Origin of the sequence: Polaromonas sp. LjRoot131 (assembly GCF_964252805.1) — a bacterium.
Lineage (GTDB): Bacteria > Pseudomonadota > Gammaproteobacteria > Burkholderiales > Burkholderiaceae_C > Polaromonas.
Map to the genome: position 1 here is coordinate 1,392,527 of NZ_CAXUPF020000001.1, position 23,101 is coordinate 1,415,627.

The 23,101-nt window shown below is 67.3% G+C and carries 18 protein-coding genes; 3 read left to right on the forward strand and 15 right to left on the reverse strand.

The annotated features are described in order from the left end of the window. Nucleotides 1-79: 79 nt before the first annotated feature. Both ACSQ27_RS06500 and ACSQ27_RS06505 read right to left on the reverse strand, forming a co-directional pair. Complete coding sequence (locus tag ACSQ27_RS06500) at nt 80-6,994, reverse strand: YDG domain-containing protein (protein ID WP_436154640.1); 6,915 nt, start codon at nt 6,992-6,994, stop codon at nt 80-82. 119 nt (nt 6,995-7,113) lie between these two features. Then, nucleotides 7,114-8,859, reverse strand: coding sequence for a ShlB/FhaC/HecB family hemolysin secretion/activation protein (locus ACSQ27_RS06505; protein ID WP_436154641.1), 1,746 nt, complete (start codon nt 8,857-8,859; stop codon nt 7,114-7,116). 148 nt (nt 8,860-9,007) lie between these two features. Between ACSQ27_RS06505 and ACSQ27_RS06510 the strand changes: the two genes are divergently transcribed. Further along, nucleotides 9,008-9,652: a response regulator gene (locus ACSQ27_RS06510; RefSeq protein WP_436154642.1), complete on the forward strand. Its 645-nt coding sequence runs from the start codon at nt 9,008-9,010 to the stop codon at nt 9,650-9,652. Nucleotides 9,653-9,654: 2 nt separating this feature from the next. Then, on the forward strand, nt 9,655-11,532 hold the full coding sequence (locus tag ACSQ27_RS06515; RefSeq protein ID WP_436154643.1) for a sensor histidine kinase: 1,878 nt from the start codon (nt 9,655-9,657) through the stop codon (nt 11,530-11,532). A gap of 71 nt (nt 11,533-11,603) precedes the next feature. Here ACSQ27_RS06515 and ACSQ27_RS06520 read toward each other — a convergent pair whose 3' ends face one another. Together ACSQ27_RS06520 and hemN are read right to left on the reverse strand one after the other, a co-directional pair. Continuing rightward, complete coding sequence (locus ACSQ27_RS06520; protein ID WP_436154644.1) at nt 11,604-12,287, reverse strand: sulfite exporter TauE/SafE family protein; 684 nt, start codon at nt 12,285-12,287, stop codon at nt 11,604-11,606. 22 nt (nt 12,288-12,309) lie between these two features. Next, complete coding sequence (hemN, locus tag ACSQ27_RS06525; RefSeq protein WP_436154645.1) at nt 12,310-13,692, reverse strand: oxygen-independent coproporphyrinogen III oxidase; 1,383 nt, start codon at nt 13,690-13,692, stop codon at nt 12,310-12,312. Nucleotides 13,693-13,903: 211 nt separating this feature from the next. Here hemN and ACSQ27_RS06530 point away from each other — a divergent pair, with 211 nt between their 5' ends. Beyond that, the gene (locus ACSQ27_RS06530) at nt 13,904-14,995 is read left to right on the forward strand and encodes a fatty acid desaturase (protein ID WP_436154646.1); all 1,092 of its coding nucleotides are present in this window, start codon (nt 13,904-13,906) and stop codon (nt 14,993-14,995) included. 5 nt (nt 14,996-15,000) lie between these two features. On the opposite strand, the gene ACSQ27_RS06535 is transcribed toward ACSQ27_RS06530, so the two are convergent. The 11 genes from ACSQ27_RS06535 to ccoO form a co-directional block, all read right to left on the reverse strand. Then, nucleotides 15,001-15,750, reverse strand: a complete 750-nt coding sequence (locus ACSQ27_RS06535; protein ID WP_436154647.1) for a helix-turn-helix domain-containing protein — start codon at nt 15,748-15,750, stop codon at nt 15,001-15,003. Next, nucleotides 15,741-16,184, reverse strand: coding sequence for a response regulator (locus tag ACSQ27_RS06540; RefSeq protein WP_436154648.1), 444 nt, complete (start codon nt 16,182-16,184; stop codon nt 15,741-15,743). Before ACSQ27_RS06540 ends, ACSQ27_RS06535 begins: the two co-directional genes overlap by 10 nt. Before the next feature lie 138 nt (nt 16,185-16,322). Next, nucleotides 16,323-17,159 carry a universal stress protein gene (locus ACSQ27_RS06545; protein WP_436154649.1) on the reverse strand — a complete coding sequence of 279 codons (837 nt, stop codon included), beginning with the start codon at nt 17,157-17,159 and terminating at the stop codon, nt 16,323-16,325. 108 nt (nt 17,160-17,267) lie between these two features. Continuing rightward, nucleotides 17,268-17,912 carry a response regulator gene (locus ACSQ27_RS06550; RefSeq protein ID WP_436154650.1) on the reverse strand — a complete coding sequence of 215 codons (645 nt, stop codon included), beginning with the start codon at nt 17,910-17,912 and terminating at the stop codon, nt 17,268-17,270. Next, nucleotides 17,909-19,210, reverse strand: coding sequence for a PAS domain-containing sensor histidine kinase (locus tag ACSQ27_RS06555; protein ID WP_436154651.1), 1,302 nt, complete (start codon nt 19,208-19,210; stop codon nt 17,909-17,911). The genes ACSQ27_RS06550 and ACSQ27_RS06555 overlap by 4 nt, the downstream gene beginning before the upstream one ends. Nucleotides 19,211-19,283: 73 nt before the next feature. Next, complete coding sequence (locus ACSQ27_RS06560) at nt 19,284-19,580, reverse strand: hypothetical protein (RefSeq protein ID WP_436154652.1); 297 nt, start codon at nt 19,578-19,580, stop codon at nt 19,284-19,286. Nucleotides 19,581-19,613: 33 nt separating this feature from the next. Then, entirely contained in the window at nt 19,614-19,871 is a 258-nt protein-coding gene (locus ACSQ27_RS06565; protein WP_436154653.1) for a nitrogen fixation protein FixH, read from the reverse strand. Between the two features lie 20 nt (nt 19,872-19,891). Beyond that, the gene (ccoG, locus tag ACSQ27_RS06570) at nt 19,892-21,316 is read right to left on the reverse strand and encodes a cytochrome c oxidase accessory protein CcoG (RefSeq protein ID WP_436154654.1); all 1,425 of its coding nucleotides are present in this window, start codon (nt 21,314-21,316) and stop codon (nt 19,892-19,894) included. 7 nt (nt 21,317-21,323) lie between these two features. Further along, complete coding sequence (gene ccoP, locus ACSQ27_RS06575; RefSeq protein WP_436154655.1) at nt 21,324-22,241, reverse strand: cytochrome-c oxidase, cbb3-type subunit III; 918 nt, start codon at nt 22,239-22,241, stop codon at nt 21,324-21,326. A gap of 68 nt (nt 22,242-22,309) precedes the next feature. Continuing rightward, nucleotides 22,310-22,447: a cbb3-type cytochrome oxidase subunit 3 gene (locus ACSQ27_RS06580; RefSeq protein WP_436154656.1), complete on the reverse strand. Its 138-nt coding sequence runs from the start codon at nt 22,445-22,447 to the stop codon at nt 22,310-22,312. A 12-nt stretch (nt 22,448-22,459) separates the two neighbouring features. Further along, nucleotides 22,460-23,089, reverse strand: coding sequence for a cytochrome-c oxidase, cbb3-type subunit II (ccoO, locus tag ACSQ27_RS06585; RefSeq protein ID WP_436154657.1), 630 nt, complete (start codon nt 23,087-23,089; stop codon nt 22,460-22,462). Nucleotides 23,090-23,101: the final 12 nt, after the last annotated feature.

Sequence of the window (23,101 nt, forward strand, 5' to 3'; positions counted from 1 at the left end):
CCGATGGTTATTGGTATGTCAACCCCGGCCCGGATAGTCATGTGGCCGGTACCTCACGCAGGCCCTCCCCGCTGGGCCCCTACTCCGCGGCTTCGCGCGGGCCGGCGCCCGGGCCGCGGGCGAATGCCGGCAGGCGCAAGCCTTCATCCACGATCCTGATCGGCAACTCCACCGCGCAGTTGCCGCGGCCGTTCGATGCGGCGCAGGCGGCAAGCTGCCGGCTGTCAGGCACGGGCAAAGGCTTTTGCCTGCCCGCCTCCGCCAGCTTCGTGCCTGGCACCGGTGTGGCCGTGATGAGCAGGCTGCCCGGCGTGTAGGCGATCAGGTAGTTTCCGTTGGAGGCCAGCGAGCCCTGGTTGATCGCATACGTACCGACCTGTTCGCCTGCTGCGCGCTGCAGGTCACCACTGAGCACCGAGGCGGCGCTGTCGCCCGCCGCGAAAGGCCCTGTGGTGTAGGTCAGCAAGGGGTCCGCGGTGGTGGCCGGCTTGGACTGGTTGTCCGCAGCCACCGACAGCGACGCCGGCGTGATGACGCCGCCGGTGTTGGCGACGTAGCTGACGGCATAGTTGTTGCCGCCGTTGCCGTCGTTCATCACCAAGCCGGCGGCGTTCAGGGTCTTGCCGGTGCCGGCATTTTTGTTGTCGAAGTTTTGCGTCGCCGCACTGCCGACCGCGTCGTAGAGTGTGCCGGTGACGACCGGGCCCACCGAAGAAGCAGTGGTGCCGTTGTAGACACGGTTGTCCGCCTGCGCCGTCACCGTCAACGTGGCGGGCGTGATGTCAGCCGTGGTTGAAGTCTGACCGGTGATCGCGTAGTTGCCGGCATCGGCGCCGCTGTAGCTGCCGGCCAGCGTCACGGTTTTTCCGGTGGCCGCGTGTTTGTCGGCGAAAGTGCCGGTGACGGTGACCGTCAGGTCGTCGCCGCCTATCAGCCCGCTGTAGGCCGCGCCCGCGGTGTTGACAGTGGCGGCGGTGCTGCCGTCGTAGACCTTGTTGCCGGCCGTGACGCCGCTGACGGTCAAGCCCTTGGGCGTGATGCTGGCCGTCGTCGTTGCCTGGCCGGTGATGCTGTAGTTGCCGAGGTCGGTGCCGCCGTAGCTGCTGGCCAGCGTGACGGTTTTGCCGGTACCCACGTTCTTGTCACCAAAGCTGCCGGTAGCGCTGACCGTGAGGTTGTCGCCGCCGATCAGACCGGTATAGCTCGCGCCGCTGGTGTTCACGGTGGCGGCGGTGCCGCCGTCGTAGACCTTGTCGCCGGCCGTGATGCCGCTGACCGTCAGCGCCTTGGGCGTAATGCTGGCCGTGGTCGCTGCCTGGTCGGTGATGCTGTAGTTGCCCACGTCGGTGCCGCCATAGCTGCTGGCCAGCGTGACGGTTTTGCCGTTGCCCACATTCTTGTCGCCAAAGTTGCCGGTGGCGCTAACCGTGAGGTTGTCGCCGCCGATCAGGCCGGTATAGCTCGCGCCGCTAGTGTTCACCGCAGCGGTGGTACCGCCGTCGTAGACCTTGTCGGCGGCCGTGATGCCGCTGACCGTCAGCGCCTTGGGCGTAATACTGGCCGTGGTGGAGGCCTGGCCGGTGATGCTGTAGTTGCCGAGGTCGGCGCCGCTGTAGCTGCTGGCCAGCGTCACGGTTTTGCCGTTGCCCACATTCTTGTCGCCAAAGTTGCCGGTGGCGCTAACCGTGAGGTTGTCGCCGCCGATCAGGCCGGTATAGCTCGCGCCGCTGGTGTTCACGGTGGCGGCGGTGCCGCCGTCGTAGATCTTGTCGCCGGCCGTGATGCCGCCTACCGTCAGCGCCTTGGGCGTGATGTTCGCCGTGGTCGTGGCCTGGCCGGTGATGCTGTAGTTGCCGAGGTCTGTGCCGGTGTAGCTGCTGGCCAGGGTCACGGTTTTGCTATTGCCCACATTCTTGTCGCCAAAACTGCCGGTGGCGCTGACCGTAAGGTTGTCACCGCCGACCAGGCCGGTGTAAGTCGCGCCGCTGGTGTTCACGGCAGCGGTGGTGCCGCCGTCGTAAATCTTGTCGCCGGCTGTGATGCCACCTATGGTCAGCGCCTTGGGCGTGATGCTGGCCGTGGTCGTTGCCTGGCCGGTGATGTTGTAGTTGCCGGCATCGGCACCGCTGTAGCTGCTGGCCAGCGTGACGGTTTTGCCGTTGCCTACGTTCTTGTCGCCAAAACTGCCGGTAGCGCTGACCGTGAGGTTGTCGCCACCAACCAGGCCGGTGTAAGTTGCGCCGGTGGTGTTTAACGCAGCGGTGGTACCGCCGTCGTAGACCTTGTCGCCGGCCGTGATGCCGCTGACGGTCAGCGCCTTGGGCGTGATGTCGGTCACCAGCCCGGCCGGGTTGCTCACGCTGTAGTTGCCGGCATCAGTGCCGGACAGCAGGCCGGAGCCGCTCAGGCTCACGGCCTTGGCATTGCCCACGTTCTTGTCGGCAAAGCTGCCCGTGACGCCGCTCAGGTTGACCGCCACGGTATCCCCGCTGACCACCCCCGACAGCGCGGCCGTGCCGGTGTTCAGCGTGGCGGTGGCATTGCCGTCGTAGACCTTGTTGGCGGCGGTGACGCCGTTGACGGTCAGGGCCTTGGGCGTGATGCTGGCAACCACGGCCGTCGGGCTGCTCACGCTGTAGTTGCCCGCATCGGTGCCCGACAACAAGCCCACTCCGCTGACTGTCACTGCCTTGGCATTGCCTACATTCCTGTCGGCAAAGCTGCCGGTGGCGCCGCTTAAATTGATGGCAACGTTATCGCTGCCCAGCACGCCAGACAACGCGGCCGCGCCAGTATTCAACGCGGCGGTGGTGTTGCCGTCGTAGACCTTGTCGCTCGCCGTCACGCCGCTCACGGTGAGTGCCGCCGGGGTGATGGTCAGCAGGCCGCCCACAATGTCCAGCCCCTGCTGGTCGGAAAACGCGGTGTAGGTGCCGACGTTGCGGCCGCTGGCGGCAGTGCCGGTGCGTGTGCCGGAAGGCGCCACGGCGCTGCCCGACTGCGACGCCGCGTTGTAAACCGTGTTCACATTGGCCACGTTTTGCGCCACCAGGAAGCTGCGCAGCAAGGGGCCGGTCTGGCCTTCGTAAATGCGCCAGGTGCTGCCGGTTGCGCCCAGGTTGTCGATGCTCCAGCCGGCAAAGGTGTCGGCCTGTTTCATCTGGGCGCTGGTCTTGCCGGTGCCGACGGGGCTGGTAGCCTGCCCCGTGCTGACGGTGTCCCAGTAGCTGTTCGTGACGCCGCCGACGGTGACGCCGATCAGCCCGCCCGTGGCGCTGGTGCCGGTGACCGCCCCCGTCGCGTAGGTGCGGTTCAGCGAACCGACGATGTGTTCGCCGATGAGGCCCCCGACCCGGGCGGCGCCGGTGACGCTGCCGGTGGCATAGGCATCGGTGAGGCTCGCCGCGCCGCCGTAACCGATCAGGCCGCCCACCGCGTCGCCCGTGCCCGTCACGTTGCCCGTGGCGTAAACGGCGCGGAATCGTTCCTTTGCGACCCATCCCGGGTTCAGGAAGCCCCCCGCGCCCACCAGCCCGCCGACTTTGCCGGCCCCGCTGACATTCCCCGTGGCGTAGAGGTTTTCCATGAAACCCAGCGTGGCGCTCTCCCCGTAGTCAAAGGCATTGCCGATCAGGCCGCCGACGCGGCTGCCCGCGGCATCGACCCGGCCCGCGGCGGAACTGTTCACCACCAGCGCCTGCGAGGAACCGATCAGTCCGCCCGCATCGCTGTCGCCGGCATTCGTCGCCGTGACCGATCCCTCCGCGCGGGTGTTGCGCACGACGATCAGCGGCCCGGCTTCGCCGATGAGGCCGCCCACAAAGGAGTCGCCCTGCACATTGCCGCGGGCGGTGGCGTTGGTGACATCCAGCTGCGTGCGGCCGATCAAGCCGCCGACATACTGGGCACCGGTGACGTTGCCGCTGGCTTCGACGTTCGAAATGGCGGCCCGGGACCTGCCGATCAGGCCGCCAATGAACCAGTTGAGGCCGGTCACGTCGCCCGTCGCTTTCGCGTTGTCGATGATGGCGGACGACACCCCGACGAGGCCGCCGACTTCGTAGTAGCCCGTCACGGCCCCGCTGGCTTGGCCATCGGTAAGGCTGCCGCCTACCAATTCCCCGGCCAACCCGCCGACCCAATGCCCGGCCGACGCCACGCCGGTACCGGTGTTCGTCACCGATCCGCTGGCGCGAACATTGGTCAGCGCCGCTCCGGTCGAGCGTCCAATCAAGCCGCCGGTGCGCTGGCCCTGGCTGGTGACCTTGGCGTTGGACCTTGCATTCTGGATATCACCGCCGCTGTGGTCACCGATCAGGCCGCCGGTGTAGTTGCCAGGGCCCTCCACGGTCGCAGCGATCGCGGCTTCCGAGCGTGCATCCGTCACGGCGCCGATGTTCTTGCCCACCAAACCGCCGGTGTAGTTGCCCCCTGAAGTCACGTTACCGGTGGCGTAGACGGTGGTCAGGCTACCCGTGCTGCTCCCCGCCAGGCCGCCCGTGTAGTCGCCATTGGACTTCACATCGCCGGTGGCGTAAACGGAAGTCATGTCACCCGTGCTGCTCCCCGCCAGGCCGCCGACGTACTGGGCCTTGCCGACCAGGTTCGTGGCGGTGACGGCGCCGGTGGCGTGGGAGTTGCTGATCGACCCGGAATGGTTGACGCCGACCAGCCCGCCAATACCGCTGTAGCTGTACAGATTGAGGCCATCGGCCAGCACCTCGCCATCCGCGCTGGCCTGGCTGATGTTGCCGAAGTTCCAGCCGACCAGGCCACCCACGTTGCGGTTGGCGCTGGAACCAAAACCGATGCCGGTGACCTCGCCGGCGGCGCTGACGTTGACCAGGTTCGCGCCGGACGTTGCCGCCGTGGGATTGCCATTGGCGCCAATCAGGCCGCCCACGTCTGCCGCTCCCTTGACCTTGCCTGTGGCGCGCGCATTCTCCAGGGAGCCTCCCTGCATCCGGCCAATAAGCCCCCCCACATGGTTGTAGCCCGTCGCCGTGACATCGCCGGAAGCCGAGACATCGCGGATAGCCGTGTTGAGAGCAGTGCCAACGAGGCCACCGATATCGCTGTTGCCGGCGCTTGTCATGTTGACCGTGACTTTGGCGTGCGCGTCCTGCAGTGTCCCGCCGGTCATCAGGCCGACCAGCCCGCCGACGTCGTGGCCGGGCCCCGTGAGCGTGCCGGACGCACGCAGGTTGTGCAAGGTGGCGCCGTTGGCGGAACCAGCCAGGGTGCCGTACCACTCGTCCACTCCACCGGTCACGCCGGCCAAATCCAGGTTGCGCACCGTGCCGCCGTTGATGCCGGCGAACAGCCCGCCGTTGTTCACTGTCCTGATCTTCAGGTCGGTGATGCTATGGCCCAGCCCGTCCAGGGTGCCGCCCAGCCCCAGCAGCGGCGACGCGCCCTGGTTGCCGTTCCAGGTGGCCGTGGCGCTGGCGTCGATATCCGCGCCCAGTGCATAACGCAGGCCGCCGTCGACATTGATGGCCTGCAGGCCGTCGGTGGAGCCTTCGGTGCCGAGGGTGTTGATGACGATGTAGCCCTCGCCGTTGATGGTTAAAAATCCGGTGCCGGCGCGGTCGAAGTTGACCCGCCCCGCAAAACCCGTGACCGGGTCCACCGCCACCTTGACCTTGCCGCCGGCAACGCCCGCATCGGCGCCGTTGGCGGTGCCGGTGTTCATGACCAGGGCCGAGCTGCCGGTGGCGTCCATCACGGCGCGGATGTTGATGTCGCGCGCGGCGGTCAGCGTCAGCGTGTTGGCGTTCCAGTTCACGTTGTCGTTGACGTGGATGTCGCCGTTGCCCGCCGCGTTGCTGCCGCTGCTGGACAGGATGGTGACGTCGGTGTTGGCCAGGTTGGCGGACAGCGTGGCGCCGCTGATGTCGCCGCCGCTGGCGGCGATGGTGAAGTCGGCGGGGTCTATCAGCCAGGTTCCGGTTTTGCCTTGCGCGGCGCGCGTGCTGACGCGTGTGCCTTCGGCCACCTTGACATGCGCGCCCGAGGTGTCGATAAAACCGCCGTCGCCGCCGTTGGGTGCGGACGCATCCAGCGTGCCGCCGACCTGCACCGTGCCGCCGTTAAAGCCGCCCAGCAGCTTGATGACGCCGCCGCGGTTTTCCAGTGTGCGCGCCTGGATGACGCCGGTGTTGTTGACCACGGTGCCGGCCAGGGCATCGGCGGCCTTGGCGGTGAGCAGGGCGGTGCCGCCATCGGCCTGCATCAGCCCGCCGTTGTGCACCAGCGCATTGACCGCGCCTTCATCCACCGCGAGTTTCAGCAAGCCGTCGCCGGAAAAATCAAGCGTCACCTGCTTGCCCGCGGCCAGCGCCACCGTGCCCAGGTTGGCCACCAGCGTGCCGGTGTTGCTGACCTCGCCGCCCACCAGCGCAATGCTGCCGCCGTCCGCCGCACGTATCGTGCCCTCGTTGCGCACGCTGCCGCCACCACTGCCGTTGGCGCGCAGCACATAACGTCCGGCCATGAAATCGGCGTCGCTCATGCCCAGGGTCGAGGCCACCAACCCGCCCACGCTGACCTGCGCGCCCTGGCCGAACAGCACTCCGTTGGGATTGAGCAGGAAGACCTGGCCGTTGGCGTTGAGCCGGCCCATGATCTGGCTGGCCTCGGTGCCCAGCACGCGGTTCAGCGCGACGGCATTCGCGCCCGGCTGCACAAAGTTGACGCTTTCGTTGCCGGCGATGCCGAAGCTCTGCCAGTTGATGGCGAGTCTGGGTGAGGCCTGCGTGATGGTGGTGGTGCTGCCGCTTTGCGCGATGCCGCCCTGCCCTGCGCTGACTTGCCCGCCCGCGGGCGCAGCCAGCGCCTGCGCCGCCGCGGCCAGCCCGGCGGCGAGGGCCAGCGCGCGCACGCCGCGCTCGCGTTTGCCCAGGCTGCGTTTTCCCTTGGCGCCGGCCGTCTCGGCCACGGCTTCAAAGCAGGCGCTGGCGTCATTCCAGATGATGCGGTAGATGTGGTTCATGGCGATTTCCCTCACTCAGGTTGTGAATCAAACGGGTTGCAAGCCTTGATGCGGCTTGCGGCATTGGCATGTGGGCATGTGGGCACGGCATGTGACACGTGACGCGGCACTCCGGCCTGTCAAAAGCTTTTGGCGGCTTGCAGCCAGACGCGCTCGCCGCGGTCCGGCTCGGCGGTGGCCGGGCCGCCGTGCAGCTTGCGGGCATAAAAAACACGCACCGACCAGCCTTGGGCGCCTGCCCAGTTCAGGCCCAGGCCGGCGCCCGACAAGCTGCGCCGGTTGGCCGCGCCACCAGGAAGAGGGTCGGTGTTGGCGTAGCCGACGGCGGCGTCAAAAAATCCGGCCAGTTGCCAGCCGTCGCCCAGGGGGTATTGCAGCTCCAGCGTCAGCAGGCTGGCGCGATCCGAGGGCGCCTCGCCCTGCGGGTAGGCGCGCACGGCGCCGGCGCCGCCCAGCGGCAGCTTCTCCGACGAGTCCAGGTTCTTGCCGGCCCACTGCCCGGTGTAGGCCGCCAGCAAGGTGGCCCTGCCCACGCTTTGCTGTCGCACGGCCTGCAGGCTCACCTTGTCGAAATCCCCGGCGCTGCGCAGCGTGGCATCGTCGATGGCGCGTGCCGCTGCGCTGTCCAGGTTGAGCCGGCCGCGCGTGTAGGTGGCCGACAGGCTCCAGGCGCCGCCGCCACCCCAGTCGTCGCGCACGTCGCCCGACATGCCGAGGTTCAGCAGGCTGAGCTGTTTGTCGTCGGCCGTACCGACCAGGTCTATGCGGTCGCGCAGGCGCTTGTGCTCGGCGCTGGCCTGGACGTTCAGGTTGCGCGCGCGTGAACGCAGCAGCGGGTGGGCGGCGAACAGCGTCACGATGGAAGCCGTGCCGTGCGCGTCCAGGCTTTCAAACTCGCGGCCCAGGCGGTAGTCCATCGCCGAGACGGCGGCGCCCACTCGCGTGCCGTCACCGCCCACCGGCAGCTGCCAGGCCAGGCGCCCGTAGTTCAGGCCCTTGCCCGCGCTCAAGGCGCGCAGCGACAGCAGGTCACCCAGGCCGGCCGGGTTGTTGAAGTACAGGCTGGCGCCCACCCGTTCGCGGCCGGTGGCGCGGCTGCCGAAGTTGTCGGCCTCCAGCACGCCTGTGACGGCCGGCCCGGGCTCGACCTCCACGACCAGCTCGCTGGTGCCTACCGATGCGCCCGGCTGCAGGGTGGAGCGCACCGCGATGCCGGGCACGTCGGCGGCCAGCAGCAGCGAGCGCTCCAGCGCCGCGTCATTGACCAGTTCACCCGGCGCCAGCGCGGCCAGCGGCAGCGGCGCGGGCAACTCGCCCTGCGGCTTCACGGTGATGGCGCTGTAGCGGCCTTCCACCACAGCGATCTCCACCACGCCGTCCTTGATGTCCTGCGGCGGCAGGTAGGCGCGCGCCACCGTGTAGCCGTGCCGGCGGTAAAAGCGGCTCAGGCGCGCGGCCAGTTCTTCCAGGCCGGCGAAGTCGAGCTCCTGCCCTATGGCGTCCTGCAGCACCGCGAGCAGTTCAGCTTCCGCAAAAACGCTGGCACCCGAAATCTTGATCTGCGCCACCCGCACCCGGGCTGCGGCGTCCCCTGGGGATGCGGGTACCGCCGGCGCAGCTTCGGGCGCGGCGGGCAGCACGGCCGGCGCTTCTTCGCGCGGGACGGCCGTGGGCGGCGGCCTCAGTTGCTGCAGCACGCTGCCGGCATCGGGCGGGCCGGCGGCGGCGGCCGGGTCCAGCCCGGCCAGGCAGGCCGCCCCGCACAGCAGCGCCGCGGCGCGGCACACGGGACTGGCGGAGATCGCGGGAAAGGCCAGGCGCCGCGGCCGTGGCCGACCTGTCGTGGAACGGGAAGTGGTTTGCATGCCGCGTATGGTGTCGAGGCAAGGAGGCCGTCGCCTCCCCTGATTCGGGGAGACATTGCGAATTTTTTTTTGGTCAAATAGGGGCACCCACTAAGATTCACGCCGGGATTCACCGGCCCGACAACAACGAAGGAATACGAAAGCATCCATGTCCATCTTGACCGTGACCCTGGTGGAAGACGACACACCGATACGTGAGGAATTCGCGCGAATGGTGGGTGAAGACGTCGGCCTCAAGCTGCTGGATGCGGTCGGCTCCTGCGCCGAGGCGCGGCGCAGCTTTTCCTTCGCGCAGCCGGACGTGGCGCTGATCGACCTTGGGCTGCCCGACGGCGACGGCACCGAGCTGATCGCCGACCTGGCCCGCCGTTCGCGCCACACCAGCATCCTGGTGGTGACCATCTTCGGCGACGAGGCCCATGTGGTGCGCGCGCTGCAGGCAGGCGCCCACGGCTACCTGCTCAAGGACACGCCCACGGCGGAATTCGGCCGCGCCATACGCGCCGTGAGCGAGGGCGCGGCGCCGCTGTCGCCGCAGGTGGCGCGCTACCTGCTGCGCAGCTTCGCCGCGCCGCGCGTAGATGCACAGCGCTGGCTGGTGGAGCCGCTGACCCCCCGCGAAAAAGACGTGCTCATGGCCGTCTCGCAAGGGCTGTCGGTGCCCGAGACCGCGCGCCGCCTCGACGTCGCGCCCTCCACCGTGGCCGCGCACATCAAGAGCATCTACGGCAAGCTGGCGGTGCACTCGCGGGTTGAAGCGGTGAACCAGGCGCGCGCGCGGGGATTGATCTGAGCATGCCCGCCATGCCGTTCCGGCGGTTTGCCTGTGCCGCACTGTGCGCCTGCGCCGCATTGCTGCTTGCGGCCCCTTCACAGGCCGCGCCCTCGGTCACGCTGGACCATGCGGTGGTGGTCACGGATGATGCCGGCCGCCCGGCCGACGCCGATTTCAGCGCCGCGTCCCCGGTCGCCCTGCCCGACAACTGGCGCCGCAGCCGCCCCGGCTTCGACGGCGTCGCCTGGTATTCGATCGCGCTCGATGCGCCCCTGAAGACGGCCGGCGCCACCGGCCCGGAGCAAGAGCTTGTGCTCGTCGTGCCGCGCGTGGCCGATCTTGGCGAGTTCTGGCTCAACGGCGAGCGGCTGGACCTGGGCACGGGCAACGGCTTTACCCGCAACCGTGCGCTGTGGGTGCCCCTGGGAGGCCACATGCTCAAGCCTTCAGGCAACCTGCTGCAGGTGCGCGTCAGCGGCAGCGCCGACACCCGCGGCGGGCTTTCGCGCATGAGCCTGGGGACTACGGCGGCCGTGGGGCCGGCCTTCCAGGTGCGCCGTTTCTTGCAAAGCATCGCCCCCACGATGCTGATGTTCGCGGTGCCCATCTGCCTGTTCGGCGCCATTCCCCTGTGGTTCAAGACCCGCCGCTACATCCACCTGCTGTTCGTGCTGCTGTGCCTGAGCTGGATGCCGCGGGCGCTGGTGATGCTTGCGCCCGAAGCCGGGCCGCCGGGGCCGGAATCCCTGCTGTTCGCGCTGGCCAGCACCCTGGTGTCCAACACGCTCATGATCATGCTGCTGCTGGAATACAGCCACTGGACCAGCCCGCCCTGGAAGCGCTACCTCAAAGTGCTTTACGGCGTCATCGCGCTGTCTTTCGCGGCCGGCGTCGTGGCCTACCTGCAGGGCAACATGCGGCCCAACGTCGTGGCCGTGCTGCACTGCCCGTATTTCGCCCTGACCATCGCCGTGGTGCTGGCCCAGGTTCACAGGGCCTGGCGCACACGCCGGCGCAACGAAGTGTTCCTGGCCGTGACTTTGGTCTTCTGGTGGGCGGCCGTGCTGCAGGACCTGGCCATTCCGGCCGACCTGAACGCCTTCGACAGCTTCTTCATGGCCCCGGTGGCCGCGCTGCTGGTGCTGGCCACCCTGGTCGCGCGCACGCTCGAGGGCCTGGCGCTGCACAGGGCCAGCGCCGAAGAAGAAATCAACCTTGCCGTCGCCGGCGTCAGCACCGCGCACGGCCAGGCCCTCGAGGAAATGCGCGCGGAATTCGACCGCCGCAAGGCCGAAGAGCGCCAGGCCGTGATCGCCGCCGAACGCACGCGGCTGCTGCACGACCTGCACGATGGCATGGGCAGCCAGTTGATCACCGCGCTGCGCATGACCCGCCGCGACGAAGTGCCGCGCGAAGAAGTCGCGCGCGTGATCGAGGACTCCCTGGAAGACATGCGCCTCATCATCGACTCGCTGGACCTGGAAGAAAGCGACCTGCTGCCCCTGCTGGCCAACCTGCGCTACCGGCTCGAACCCCGCCTCAACGCCATAGGCGTCGGCCTGCAATGGGAGGTGGGGCCCTTGCCCCAGATGGACTACCTGACCCCCGAGACGGGCCTGTCCATCCTGCGCACGCTGCAGGAAGCCATCAACAACGCCGTCCGCCACGGCGCCGCCAAAACCATCACCGTGCGCGCGCAGGAAACCGCGGAAACCCTGGAGCTGTCCGTGATGGATGACGGCTGCGGTTTTGACACCCGCACCACCCCCGCCCCAGGCAAGACCCAGCGCGGCCTGGCGGCGATGCGCCTGCGCGCGCAAAAGCTGGGGGGCGAGGTCCGCATCGGCAGCGGCGCAGGCGGAACTTGCGTGACGCTGGTGCTTCCGTTGCGCCGCTGAGACCGATCTTTCATTGATCTTTATTGATCTTGCGCAGCGTAGGTGTCGTCAACACCGCAATCGTTGGCGGATCACGCCAGTCCGCACCACTGCGCGATGCGATGCGTCATGTCGCCCCACAGGCCGAACACGGCCGCCAGCACCAGCACGCCGCCGGACAGGCGCACGCCGAGTTGCCCGCCCAGGCCGTTCCCGGCACGCCTTAGCCCGGCCAGCAAGCGTGGCGCCAGCAGCAGCGAGATGCCGCTGCCCACGGCAAAAGCCGCCATGGCCAGCGCGCCCTGCACCGGCCCACCGCTCAATGAGGCCACCAGTAACGCCGAATACAGCAGGCTGCAGGGCATAAAAGCCCACAGCGCGCCCACCGAAAACATGCCGCCGCGCGATGCGGCCACCGCACCCACCCGGGACCAGGCCGAGCGCCCTGCCCGATCCGCCCAGGCCGGCTGGCTGGCCTTGGCCACCAGCATCAGTCCCCAGCCCAGCACCGCCAGGTGAAACAGCACCCAGAGCGGCTTGACCACCGTCGCCTGCTCCGTCATCCAGGCAAAACTTTGCACCGCCGCGGCTGCCGCCGCGCCCGCGGTGGAATAGCCCACCAGCCGCCCGGCCTGGAAGACCAGCGGCGACTGCGGCTGCGTGCCCATGCGCCCCATGCGTCGCAGTCCGCCGCAGGCCGCGCCGCACATCACGGCGCAGTGCGGGCCGCCGGCCAGGCCCATCAGCAGGGCCGTCATGGTGAGCGCATAAGTCATGGTGGCGCGGGCCTCAAGCCGCCTAAATGATGCGCGAGAAGCGGCTGCGGTTGAGGTCCGACTGCAGGTAGCGGTCAAACACCATGGCGACCGCGCGCAGCACAAACCGGCCTTCGGGCGTCACCGCTATGCCGGCATCGGAAAGCACCACCAGGCCGGCGCTTTCCAGTTCGCGCAGGCGCTCCAGTTCCGCCGCGAAGTAAGCCTTGAAGTCCAGCATCCAGGCCAGCTCTATCGATTCGAACCACACCTGGCCCTGGCACATGATGGCCATGATCACCGCGCGGCGCGCCAGGTCGTCCCGGCTCAGCGCCAGGCCGCGCGTGACCGGGAACCGCCCCTGGTCCAGCAGGTCGCAGTACTCCTCCAGGTCCTTGGCATTCTGGCTGTAAGTGGCGCCGACAGCGCCTATGGCCGACACGCCCAGGCCGATCAAGTCGCGGTCGGGCTGGGTGCTGTAGCCCTGGAAGTTGCGGTGCAGCCGGCCCTCGCGGCAGGCCACGGCCAGCGCATCGTTTTCGAGGGCGAAGTGGTCCATGCCGATGTAGCGGTAGCCCGCGCCCTGGAAACGCGCCATGGCCTCGGCCAGCATGGCGGCCTTGTCCTCGGCCGCCGGCAGCAGCGCGGCCGCGATGTGCCGCTGCGGCTTGAAACGTTCCGGCAGATGGGCGTAGGCGTACAGGGCAATGCGGTCGGGCCGGAGGTCCTCGATCTGGCGGATGGTGCGCGCGAAAGAGGTCTGCGTCTGCCGCGGCAAGCCGTAGATCAGGTCCACATTGATGGATTCAAAGCCGAGCGCGCGCGCCTGCGCAACCAGCGCGAACACCTGTTCGGCGGGCTGGACGCGGTGCACGGCTTTCTGCACGTCGGCATCAAAGTCCTGCACGCCGAAGCTCAGGCGGTTAAAGCCCAGGGCTGCCAGCGCGGCCAGGCGCGTGTTGTCCACGGTGCGCGGATCCACCTCGATGGCCATTTCCGCGCCGGGCGCGAAGTCGAAGTTGCGCCTGAGCATGTCCATCAACTGCGCGAGCTCCGCGTCGGACAGGAAAGTCGGCGTGCCCCCGCCCAGGTGCAGCTGGCTGACGGGCTGGCCTTGCCCCAGGCGCGCCGTGTACAGGGCCACTTCACGCTCCAGGTAGCCCAGGTAGGTCGTGGCGCGGCTGTGCTGCTTGGTGATGATCTTGTTGCAGGCGCAGTAGTAGCACAGCGATTCGCAAAACGGGATGTGCACATACAGCGACAGCGGCGCCGCCGAGGTCTCGGCCCGCACGCGCCTGTCGTCCAGCGCACGGGCGTGGTCGGCGGCGGTAAAGGCCTCGACAAAACGGTCCGCCGTGGGGAAGGAGGTGTAGCGCGGGCCGGAGATGTCGAACCGTCGAAGGGCCTGGGGTAGAACAGCGGGCATGGTGGGCTTGCGGAATGTGAGGCCTCCACTGTGCCGCCACGCCGCTCCGGCCGCGTTGATGTGGATCAACGCAGCGCAAAAGTGTGAGCCGCTGCGGCGCGTTTACCCTGTGCTTGACCTGCGTCAAATCGCCGCGAAGGGCTCGCCGTAAGCTGGCGACTTCCCCATTGCCCTGGGTTGACGGCCCCCGGCTACCAACCCTTCATCACCCATGTCCCTGTCACCTGCAATTCAAGCAACGCCTCTTCCCCACCGGAAAATCCTCCGCTCCTGGCTTCTCCCCATCTCCACCAAAAACACCGGCCTCGCCCTGGCGATGTCCGTGGCGGACCTTGCCCTGTTCGCCGCCTGCATGGCCGGCGCGGTGCTCGCGCGCCATCCTGCCGTGCAACTGCTCATGGGCCTGCTGGCCGGCTTCATGATCGCCAGGCTGTTCATCCTCGGCCACGACGCCTGCCACCAGAGCTTCACGCCGCACCGCAGGCTGAACCGCTGGCTGGGCCGGCTGCTGTTCCTGCCTTCGCTCACGCCCTACAGCCTGTGGGACGTGGGGCACAACATCGTGCACCACGGCTATACCAACCTCAGCGGTTTCGATTTCGTCTGGCAGCCCGCGACCCTGCAGGCCTATGAAAGCATGCCCGCCTGGAAGCGGGCGCTGGAGCGCGCCTGGCGCAGCGGCTGGGCGCCATGGCTGTATTACCTCGTGGAAATCTGGTGGAAGCGGCTGTACTTTCCGTCCAGGGCCGTGATGCCCACGCGGCGCGGCATTTTTGTGGCCGACGGCCTGCTGGTCAGCGCGGCTGCGGCGGTCTGGGTCGCAGGCCTGGTGGTCGCGGCAGGGTCTACCGGCCAATCGGCGGCCTGGCTTCTGGCCGTTGGTTTTTTCCTGCCGCTGCTGGTATGGAACGGCCTCATCGGGTTTGTGGTCTACGTGCATCACACGCACACCAGCATCGCCTGGTATGACAACAAAAAGAGCTGGTCCGATGCCAACCCTTTTGTCTCCACCACCGTGCACCTGACCTTCAACTCGTTTTTCGGCGCAGCGCTGCACCACATCATGGAGCACACCGCCCACCACGTGGACATGGGCGTGCCGCTGTATCGCCTCAAGCAGGCCCAGGCCATGCTGGAAGCCAGGCTGCCCGGCCACATCGTGGTGCAGCCGTTTTCCTGGCGCTGGTATTTCGACACGGCACGCCGCTGCAAGCTTTATGACTTCGAACGGCGGCAGTGGACGGATTTTGCCGGCAAGCCGACCTCGGAATCGATGGCCAGCGCCGTTTCACCCCAGGGGTGAAAGTGTCAATGAACGCGGGTGTCGAAGACGCGCTGCAGAGCGGCCTGGTCCAGGATGCGGATGTGGCGCTTGTCGACTTCGAGGATGCCTTGCTGCAGGAAAGCGGAGAAGGTGCGGCTCACGGTCTCCAGCTTCATGCCCAGGTAGCTGCCGATCTCGGCGCGCGACATGCGCAGGTGGAACTCGCTGGGCGAGTAGCCGCGCAGCTTGAGCCGCTGCGACAGGTTGAGCAGGAAGGCGGCCAGGCGCTCCTCGGCGTTCATGCTGCCCAGCAGCATCATCAGGCTGTGCTCCCTGACGATTTCGCGGCTCATCAGCCGGCTGACGGCCTGCTGCATGCCGGCGCTGGCCGCGGCCAGGCCGCTGATCTGGTCGTAGGGAATGGTGCAGACTTCGGTGTCTTCCAGCGCCGTGGAGTTGCTCGCATAGGAGCCGTTGGCGATGCCGTCCAGGCCCATGAGCTCACCGGCCATCTGGAAGCTGCTAACCTGCTCGCGGCCGTCCGCCAGCGTCAGGCTGGACTTGAAGGTGCCTATGCGCACCGCGTAAATGTTGTGGAACGCCTGGCCCTCATGGTAGAGCGCCTCCCCCGCCTTGACCTTGGTGCGGCCAAACTTGAGGCCGTCCACGTCGGAGGGCTTCATGTCGCAGGGCAGGCAGAGGTCGCGCAGGTTGCAGTTCGAGCAGTGGGTCTTCAGCGGCGGGATGGCGGCGGCGGAAAAAGTATCGCTGGCGGTTGAAAGAGTTAAGGGCATGACGGCTCCTTGGGTTGAGAAGATGAAACGGATGGTTGAAAAGTTCGCCGCGGCGACAGCAGGACTACGGCTTTCACCTGGCTGGCAAGCTGGTAGAACTCGGCGTGTTTGTCGAGAAAGCAGGCGGCGCCCGCAGCCAGGTAGCGCGCGCGATAGGCCGGCTCGGCGTGGTTGCTCAGGACGATGAAGGGGATATCCCGCGCGGCGTTGCGAACGGCCTGCAGCACCCGCATGCCGGTGCCCTTCTCGAACTGCACGTCGAGCACCGCCACATCGGGCTGCGTCGCCAGGATGCCTGAAATCGCCAGCTCCGGCGTATCGGCCTGTCCCGCGATTTCCATGCCCTCGTTGAGCAGCATCGCCGCCACGCGGCTGCGGCTCAGCGCGGAGTCGTCGGCCAGAAAGACCCGGGGGGGTGAAGCGCTGTGTTGCATGCCCCTACTGTCGCGCACCCGGCGCTTTCGGAACATCGGCTTTTGCTGAAAGCCCGGCTCGGATAAGGCTGGTTTGCCGGGGCCCTCGCTCCTAGCCCGGATCGGAATTTTCCTAGGAGTTCCCAGGAGCCCGGACGCCTAGTGCGCCATCAGCACCGGCAGCGTCATGCTTTTGAGCACGGTCCGGGATGCGCCGCCCAGCGCCCATTCATAGGCACGGGTGCGGCCGTAACAGCCCATCACCAGCAGGTCCGCCTGCAGGTCGAAGGCACGCGAGAGCAGCAGCTCGCCGAGGTTTTCGGGTTCCGCATCTTCACGCTGCCAGCTGGCCTGGATGCCATGGGCCTGAAGATAGGAAACGATGTTCGGTCCTCCTCCAGCGGCAGCCACCGTGTCGCCACCCCAGCTCAGTACGTGCACCGCGCTGGCCTGGCGCAGCAGGGGCAGTGCCGCCGCCACGGCACGCGCGGCCCCGCGGCAGGGCTTCCAGGCGATCACCACACGTCCCGGCAAACCGGGCTTGACCGAGGTATAGGGAAGCACCAGCGCGGGCCGCCCGCTCAGGGCGATCACCGTTTCCGGAAAATCCGCCGGCATCAGCGTGGACCAGCCTTCACCCGGGCCGTGCTGGCCCAGTACCAGCAGGTCCGCGTACAGTGCCTGCTCCGCGAAAGCCGGAGCCAGCGGGAAATCATGGATTTCAGCCCAGGCGGCCGGCAGCCCCGCGGGCCTGAGTTGCTCGAATACCGATCTCGCGCGCGCCAGCTCGGTGTCCTGCACGTTCTCGCGCTTCACGGCCAGGCCCGGGCCCATGCCGGAGGCGACGGGAAGCGCCTCCGAAGCCGAAGGCGAGGCATACAGCGCGGTGATGCCGGCGCCGTGCCGGGCGGCGAGCCGGCAGGCAAATTCAAGGCGTTGCGCGAATTGCGGCGAAGCATCGGCGTGGACCAGCAGCTGTTTCAGTTCATCGCTCATGGAACACCTCCGGGTGCAGAGTTTGGATACCCTGACTGTAGGCAGATGCACCCATGGCCGTATTGACCCTCGTCAACATCATGCGCTTTGCGCGGCCGCTTTCAGCGTTCAGCTGTCCAGCGGTTCGGCCAGCCCGTGCTTGAGCGCGTAGCGGATCAGCTCGTTCTGGTTCTGCAAGCCCATTTTCTGCATGAGGTTGGTCTTGTGGGTGCTGACGGTCTTGACCGACAGGTTCAGCCGCGTTCCGATGTCCGTGAGAGAGACGCCGGCCGCCAGCAACTGCAGCACTTCGAACTCGCGGTTGGAAAGGCTCTCGTGGGGAACCGTTTCGCTGCCGGGCATTGCGCCCAGCGCCAGCTGTTCGGCCACCTCGGCGCTGATGAAGGCGCCGCCCGAGGCCACCTTGCGTATCGCTTGCTCCAGTTGGGCCGGCGCGCTTTCCTTGGTCAGGTAGCCGCTGGCGCCGTTCTTGATGGCGCGCACCGCGTATTGCAGCTCCTGGTGCATGCTTAACACCAGGATGCGCAGCTGCGGCTTTTCGGCGCGTATCAGCTTGATCAGCTCCATGCCGCTGCGGCCGGGCATGGACAGGTCCAGCAGCAGCACGTCGAAGGCCAGCTCGCGCACGCGCTGCATGACTTCCGTGCCGTTGCCGGCCTCGCCGATGACTTCCATGCCTTCAATCGACGACACGATGCGCTTGAGCCCTTCGCGCACGATGGCGTGGTCGTCGGCCATCACGATCCTGATCATGTGATGTCTCCAGTTTCGGCTACTTCGTCTGTCCGGCCTGTTTCAGGCACCGGGATCATCACCCGTATGCGGGTGCCGCGGCCCGGCGCCGTGTCAATCTCCACCGTCCCCTGCAGCAGCCGGGCGCGTTCGCGCAGGCCCATGAGGCCCAGCGAGCTGGCCTTGCGCGGCGCGTCCGCCGCGAAGCCGGCGCCGTCATCGGCCACTTCGAGGACCACGGCCGCGGCCGTCCGCTCGATGCGCACTTCGGCCTGGGACGCACCGGCATGCTTGGCCACATTCACCAGCGACTCCTGCACGATGCGGAACACCGCCGTGGCATAGGGTTCGGCCAGCTCCACTTCTTCATCGAGCGAGAGCCGGCACGGCACGCCGTAGCGCTGGCTGAAGTTGTGGGTCAGCCACTGGATGGCCGGCACCAGGCCCAGGTCGTCCAGCAGCAGCGGCCGCAGGTCCGAGGCGATGCGCCGTGTCGCGGCGACCGTCGTGTCCAGCAGGCCCAGCATGTCGTCGAGCTTGGCCCGCACGGCATTCGCATCGCGCGGCATAGCCTCCCGGATCCAGGTGGCGTCCATCTTGATCGCCGTCAAAGACTGGGCGAGTTCGTCATGCAGTTCGCGCGCAATCCGGGTTTTTTCGCTTTCACGGATGGCGTGGGCCGCAGAGGCGAAGGCGCTCAGTTCCTCGCCGGCGCGCACGCGCTCGGTCACGTCGCGCAGGATGACGGTGTAGAGCTTGCCGTGTGCGGTGTCCAGCTGCGAGATCGAGGCCTCCAGCGGGAACTCTTCGCCGCTGGCCCTGAGCCCGTAAAGCACCGTGCCGTCTCCCATGCGCCGCGAGGTCGTGCCGGTCTGGCCGAAACGCCTGAGCTGCTCGCCGTGCGCGCCCTGGTGCCGCTGCGGGATCAGGCGCGTGAGCGGCTGGCCCAGCATCTCGCGCGTGGGCCAGCCGAAGATTTTTTCGGCGGCCTTGTTGTAGAGGATCACGTGCTGCTGGCTGTCGACGGTGATGATGGCGTCCATGGCCGAGTCCAGCAGGCCCGCCAGCCTGGCGTCCGCGCCTTCCAGCGCCTGCTTGCCGGCACGGTCCCGCGCCGCGTCGCGCCCGGCCAGCAGCCAGGCCATGCCGCAGGTGGCGGCGGCCAGCGCCGCGACCAGCGGCAGGCCCGGCAGAGATTGCGGGTTGGACGCCAGATGGACAGCGGCCAGCAGCGTGAGGGTTGCCATCACGGCCAGGACAATGGCCGTGGAGCGCCGGCGCCTGGGCACCGCATCACCAATGTGGGGAAAGAGGGACATGGCGCAGTTCGGGAGTGAAGGCCCGATCTTACCGCCCTCCCCCGGTCCGGAAACCGGCGCGCCTGGGCCGGCCTCAGTCCTCATTCGGCGGATGCGGCGGATCGGCCGGCTCCAGCCGTGTCCGGCGTGAGGCCGCCGTCCCCACTACCGGCGCGGGCCCGGTCAGCAGCACCGTCAAGGCGCTGGATGCCGCGCAGGCGAACCAGAACACAAAAAAAACGGCGGTCTGGAACGCCAGCCGCGAAAGCCCGGCCGGCTGCCCGTTCCTGAGCATCTCCTCAGGGTCGAACAGCCCGAACAGCAGCAGTTCCAGCAGGCAGGCCGCCAGAAAGGCCGGCCAGGCAATGCCCAGTATCTTGTTGGCTGACATCACATGGCCTCCTTGTTTTTTTGGTTGGAGCGATCAGGGCCGCGGGGACTTGTCGGGGGTGGCCGCGTGGTTTCGACCTTCCAGGGCCGGGGCCAGGGCCCTGGGCTGGCGCAGCTCACCGGTGCGAGAGGCCCCCGCCGGCTTTGGGCCGATGATCACAGCGTCAGGGTATTTGATGGCCAGGAAGACCGTCACGACGCCGGCCACGACGACCAGCGCGGGCCCGGAGATCACCAGCCAGACATGGCCGTGCCTCCACCAGGGAGAGGTTTGGGTGGGAAGGATATTCATGAGAGGCCTTTCGTCGCGATTCATCGCGGAACAAGGAACACGGATTTTTCTTCGACGTGGGCGCGCCCGCTTTCATCGGCGATGCGGAACACGATGGGGTGCGAGCCGGCCTGCGCCGAGCCATAAGGAATCTGCAGCCGCACCGCGACCCAGCGCGATTCGGTGGGGCCGACCCTGACCTCGGCCTCGGAAGCGACCGCCAGGCCTTCCAGCCCGGCCGCCGCGATGGTGTAACGCTGCGCCTGCTCCGTGGCATTCATGATCTGCAGGCGGTAAACGTTTTCCAGCCGCCCGCCGGCCACGATGCGCGACAGCGCCGCGCGGTCGCGCACCACGTCCACCTTCAGCGGCATGCGCGCCACCAGGCTCCACAGCAGCGCCAGGCACAGCACGCCCAGCAGCGTGGTGTAGACCAGCACGCGCGGCCGCAGCACCCGGCGCAGCATGCGCGAGGCGTTCCACTTCCCGGCCAGCGCATTCTGCGTGGTGAAGCGGATCAGGCCGCGCGCATAGCCCATCTTGTCCATCACGCCGTCGCACACGTCCACGCAGGCGGCGCAGCCTATGCACTCGTACTGCAGGCCCTCGCGGATGTCGATGCCGGTCGGGCAGACCTGCACGCACAGGGTGCAGTCCACGCAGGCGCCCAGCGACAGCGCGGCGGCGTCGGCATGGCGTGACCGGGCGCCGCGCGGCTCGCCGCGCGCGGGGTCGTAGCTCACGATCAGCGTGTCCTTGTCGAACATCGCGCTCTGGAAACGCGCATAGGGACACATGTATTTGCACACCTGCTCGCGCAGGAATCCGGCGTTTCCGTAAGTGGCGAAACCGTAGAACAGCACCCAGAAGATTTCCCAGCCGCTCATTTTTGTCTGCAGGAACTGCAGGATCAGCTCGCGGGCCGGCACGAAATAGGCGACGAAGGTAAAGCCGGTCCACATCGCCACGCCTATCCAGAGGATGTGCTTGAACCATTTCTTGACCAGTTTTTCGAGCGAGAACGGCGCGCCGTCCAGCCGCTGCCTGGCCGTGCGGTCGCCTTCCACCTTGCGCTCTATCCACAGGAAGATTTCGGTGTACACCGTCTGCGGGCAGGCAAAGCCGCACCACAGGCGGCCCGCCACCGCGGTGAACAGGAACAGCGACAAGGCGCTGGCCACCAGCAGGCCGGTCAGGTAGATGAAGTCCTGCGGGTAGAGCACATAACCGAACAGGTAAAAGCGCCGCGCCTCCAGGTCGAACAGCACGGCCTGGCGCTGCCCCCACTGCAGCCACGGCATGCCGTAGAAAAACAGCTGGGTCAGGATCACGAAGGCCCAGCGCCAGCGAGAGAACAGCCCGCTCACCGAGCGCGGGTAGATCTTCTTTTGCGCCTCGTACAGGGACTCCCCGGCCGGCTGCACCGGCACGATGGGAATGATTTTTCGCAGTGCGGGTTGAGTCACCGTCGCCTCAAAGTTTTGCCGCGGCGGCCTTGCTGGACAGCCCCCAGATGTAAGCCGTCAGCACGTGGATCTGCGCTTCCGTGAGCTTGCCGGCCTGCGCGGGCATCTCGTTGGTCTTGCCCTTGTTGACGATGTCGACGATGGCCTGCTCTCCCCAGCCGTGCAGCCAGATGTCGTCGGCCAGGTTGGGCGCGCCTATCGCGGTATTGCCCTTGCCGTCCATGCCGTGGCAGGCCGCGCAAGCGGTGAATTTCGACTTGCCGAGCTGGGCGCGCACCGAATCGTGCGGGCCGCCCGACAGGCTCAGCACGTACTGCGCCACATTCCTGACGTCGTCGGGAGTCCCCACGGCCGCGGCCATGGGCGGCATCTGCCCCTTGCGGCCCCCGGTCAGGGTTTCCTTGATCTTGTCGGCCGAGCCACCGTGCAGCCAGTCGCTGTCGGCGAGGTTGGGAAAGCCCTTGCTGCCGCGCGCGTCCGAGCCGTGGCACTGGGCGCAGTTGTTCATGAAGAGGCGCTCGCCCACCGCCATCGCGCTGGCGTCGCCCGCAAGCTGTTCCGGGCTTTGTGCGGTGAATTGGGTGTACAGCGGCGCCAGCTCCTTGTCCGCCTTGACCATGGCGACATCGTATTCACCGCGCGTGCTCCAGCCCATTTCACCCTTGTAGGCGCCCAGGCCCGGGTAAGCGACCAGGTAGAGCAATGAATAGATCACGCTGATCACAAACAGCCACATCCACCAGCGCGGCATGGGGTTGTTGGACTCGCGCAGGTCCTCGTCCCAGACGTGGCCCGTCGTGTTGTCGCTGCTGGGTACCACTTTTTGTCGGGCCGTGGCCCACAGCAGCACCAGCGCGCCGAGGATGCCGACCAGGGTCAGCGCGGCCACATACCAGGACCAGAAGTTGTCTGTGAAATCGCTCATGGCTCACACCCGATGTGTTGTGCGGTGAATAAAAAACCGGTGAAGAGGATTTGCATGGCTGGAGGCCCTCAGTCCTGCAGGAAGGGGATCTTGGCGTCCTCTTCGAAGCGTTTGCGGTTGCGGCTGGAATAGGCCCACACCAGCAGGCCGATGAAAGTGGCAAAGCACAGCAGGGTGGCGACGATGCGCAGGGTGTTGACGTCCATGGCTGTTTTCCTTTATTTCAGGGCCTTGCCCATGATTTGCAGATAGGCGACGAGGGCGTCCATTTCCGTCTTGCCCTTCACCACGGCCGCGGCCTCGGCGATTTCGGCGTCGGTGTAGGGCACGCCCACCCTGCGCAGCGCCTTCATGCGCGGCGCCATGTCGGCGGGGTCGACGGCGGTTTTTTCCAGCCAGCTGTAGGCCGGCATATTGGACTCGGGCACCACATCGCGCGGGTTGTTCAGGTGAATGCGGTGCCACTCGTCGGTGTACTTGCCGCCCACGCGCTGCAGGTCGGGGCCGGTGCGCTTGCTGCCCCACTGGAAGGGATGGTCGTAGACAAACTCGCCGGCCACCGAGTAATGCCCGTAGCGCAGCGTCTCCGCGCGGAACGGCCGGATCATCTGCGAGTGGCAGTTGTAGCAACCCTCGCGCAGGTAGATGTCGCGGCCGGCCAGCTGCAGCGCGCCGTAGGGCTTGACGCCCTCGAGCGGCATGGTGGTCGACTTCTGGAAGAACAGCGGCACGATTTCCACCAGGCCGCCGACGGCGATCACCAGCAGGATCAGGATGATCATCAGGAAGTTGTTGGTCTCGATCTTCTCGTGCGAGAAGCCGGCGGCCTTTGTGTTGTCGTCTTTCATGGGATGGCTTTC

What these genes read in the sequence shown, in the direction of transcription:
- ACSQ27_RS06500 (WP_436154640.1), bottom strand. Translation starts at nt 6,994, where the DNA reads ATGAACCACATCTACCGCATCATCTGGAATGACGCCAGCGCCTGCTTT.
- ACSQ27_RS06505 (WP_436154641.1), bottom strand. Translation starts at nt 8,859, where the DNA reads ATGCAAACCACTTCCCGTTCCACGACAGGTCGGCCACGGCCGCGGCGC.
- ACSQ27_RS06510 (WP_436154642.1), top strand. Translation starts at nt 9,008, where the DNA reads ATGTCCATCTTGACCGTGACCCTGGTGGAAGACGACACACCGATACGT.
- ACSQ27_RS06515 (WP_436154643.1), top strand. Translation starts at nt 9,655, where the DNA reads ATGCCCGCCATGCCGTTCCGGCGGTTTGCCTGTGCCGCACTGTGCGCC.
- ACSQ27_RS06520 (WP_436154644.1), bottom strand. Translation starts at nt 12,287, where the DNA reads ATGACTTATGCGCTCACCATGACGGCCCTGCTGATGGGCCTGGCCGGC.
- hemN (WP_436154645.1), bottom strand. Translation starts at nt 13,692, where the DNA reads ATGCCCGCTGTTCTACCCCAGGCCCTTCGACGGTTCGACATCTCCGGC.
- ACSQ27_RS06530 (WP_436154646.1), top strand. Translation starts at nt 13,904, where the DNA reads ATGTCCCTGTCACCTGCAATTCAAGCAACGCCTCTTCCCCACCGGAAA.
- ACSQ27_RS06535 (WP_436154647.1), bottom strand. Translation starts at nt 15,750, where the DNA reads ATGCCCTTAACTCTTTCAACCGCCAGCGATACTTTTTCCGCCGCCGCC.
- ACSQ27_RS06540 (WP_436154648.1), bottom strand. Translation starts at nt 16,184, where the DNA reads ATGCAACACAGCGCTTCACCCCCCCGGGTCTTTCTGGCCGACGACTCC.
- ACSQ27_RS06545 (WP_436154649.1), bottom strand. Translation starts at nt 17,159, where the DNA reads ATGAGCGATGAACTGAAACAGCTGCTGGTCCACGCCGATGCTTCGCCG.
- ACSQ27_RS06550 (WP_436154650.1), bottom strand. Translation starts at nt 17,912, where the DNA reads ATGATCAGGATCGTGATGGCCGACGACCACGCCATCGTGCGCGAAGGG.
- ACSQ27_RS06555 (WP_436154651.1), bottom strand. Translation starts at nt 19,210, where the DNA reads ATGTCCCTCTTTCCCCACATTGGTGATGCGGTGCCCAGGCGCCGGCGC.
- ACSQ27_RS06560 (WP_436154652.1), bottom strand. Translation starts at nt 19,580, where the DNA reads ATGTCAGCCAACAAGATACTGGGCATTGCCTGGCCGGCCTTTCTGGCG.
- ACSQ27_RS06565 (WP_436154653.1), bottom strand. Translation starts at nt 19,871, where the DNA reads ATGAATATCCTTCCCACCCAAACCTCTCCCTGGTGGAGGCACGGCCAT.
- ccoP (WP_436154655.1), bottom strand. Translation starts at nt 22,241, where the DNA reads ATGAGCGATTTCACAGACAACTTCTGGTCCTGGTATGTGGCCGCGCTG.
- ACSQ27_RS06580 (WP_436154656.1), bottom strand. Translation starts at nt 22,447, where the DNA reads ATGGACGTCAACACCCTGCGCATCGTCGCCACCCTGCTGTGCTTTGCC.
- ccoO (WP_436154657.1), bottom strand. Translation starts at nt 23,089, where the DNA reads ATGAAAGACGACAACACAAAGGCCGCCGGCTTCTCGCACGAGAAGATC.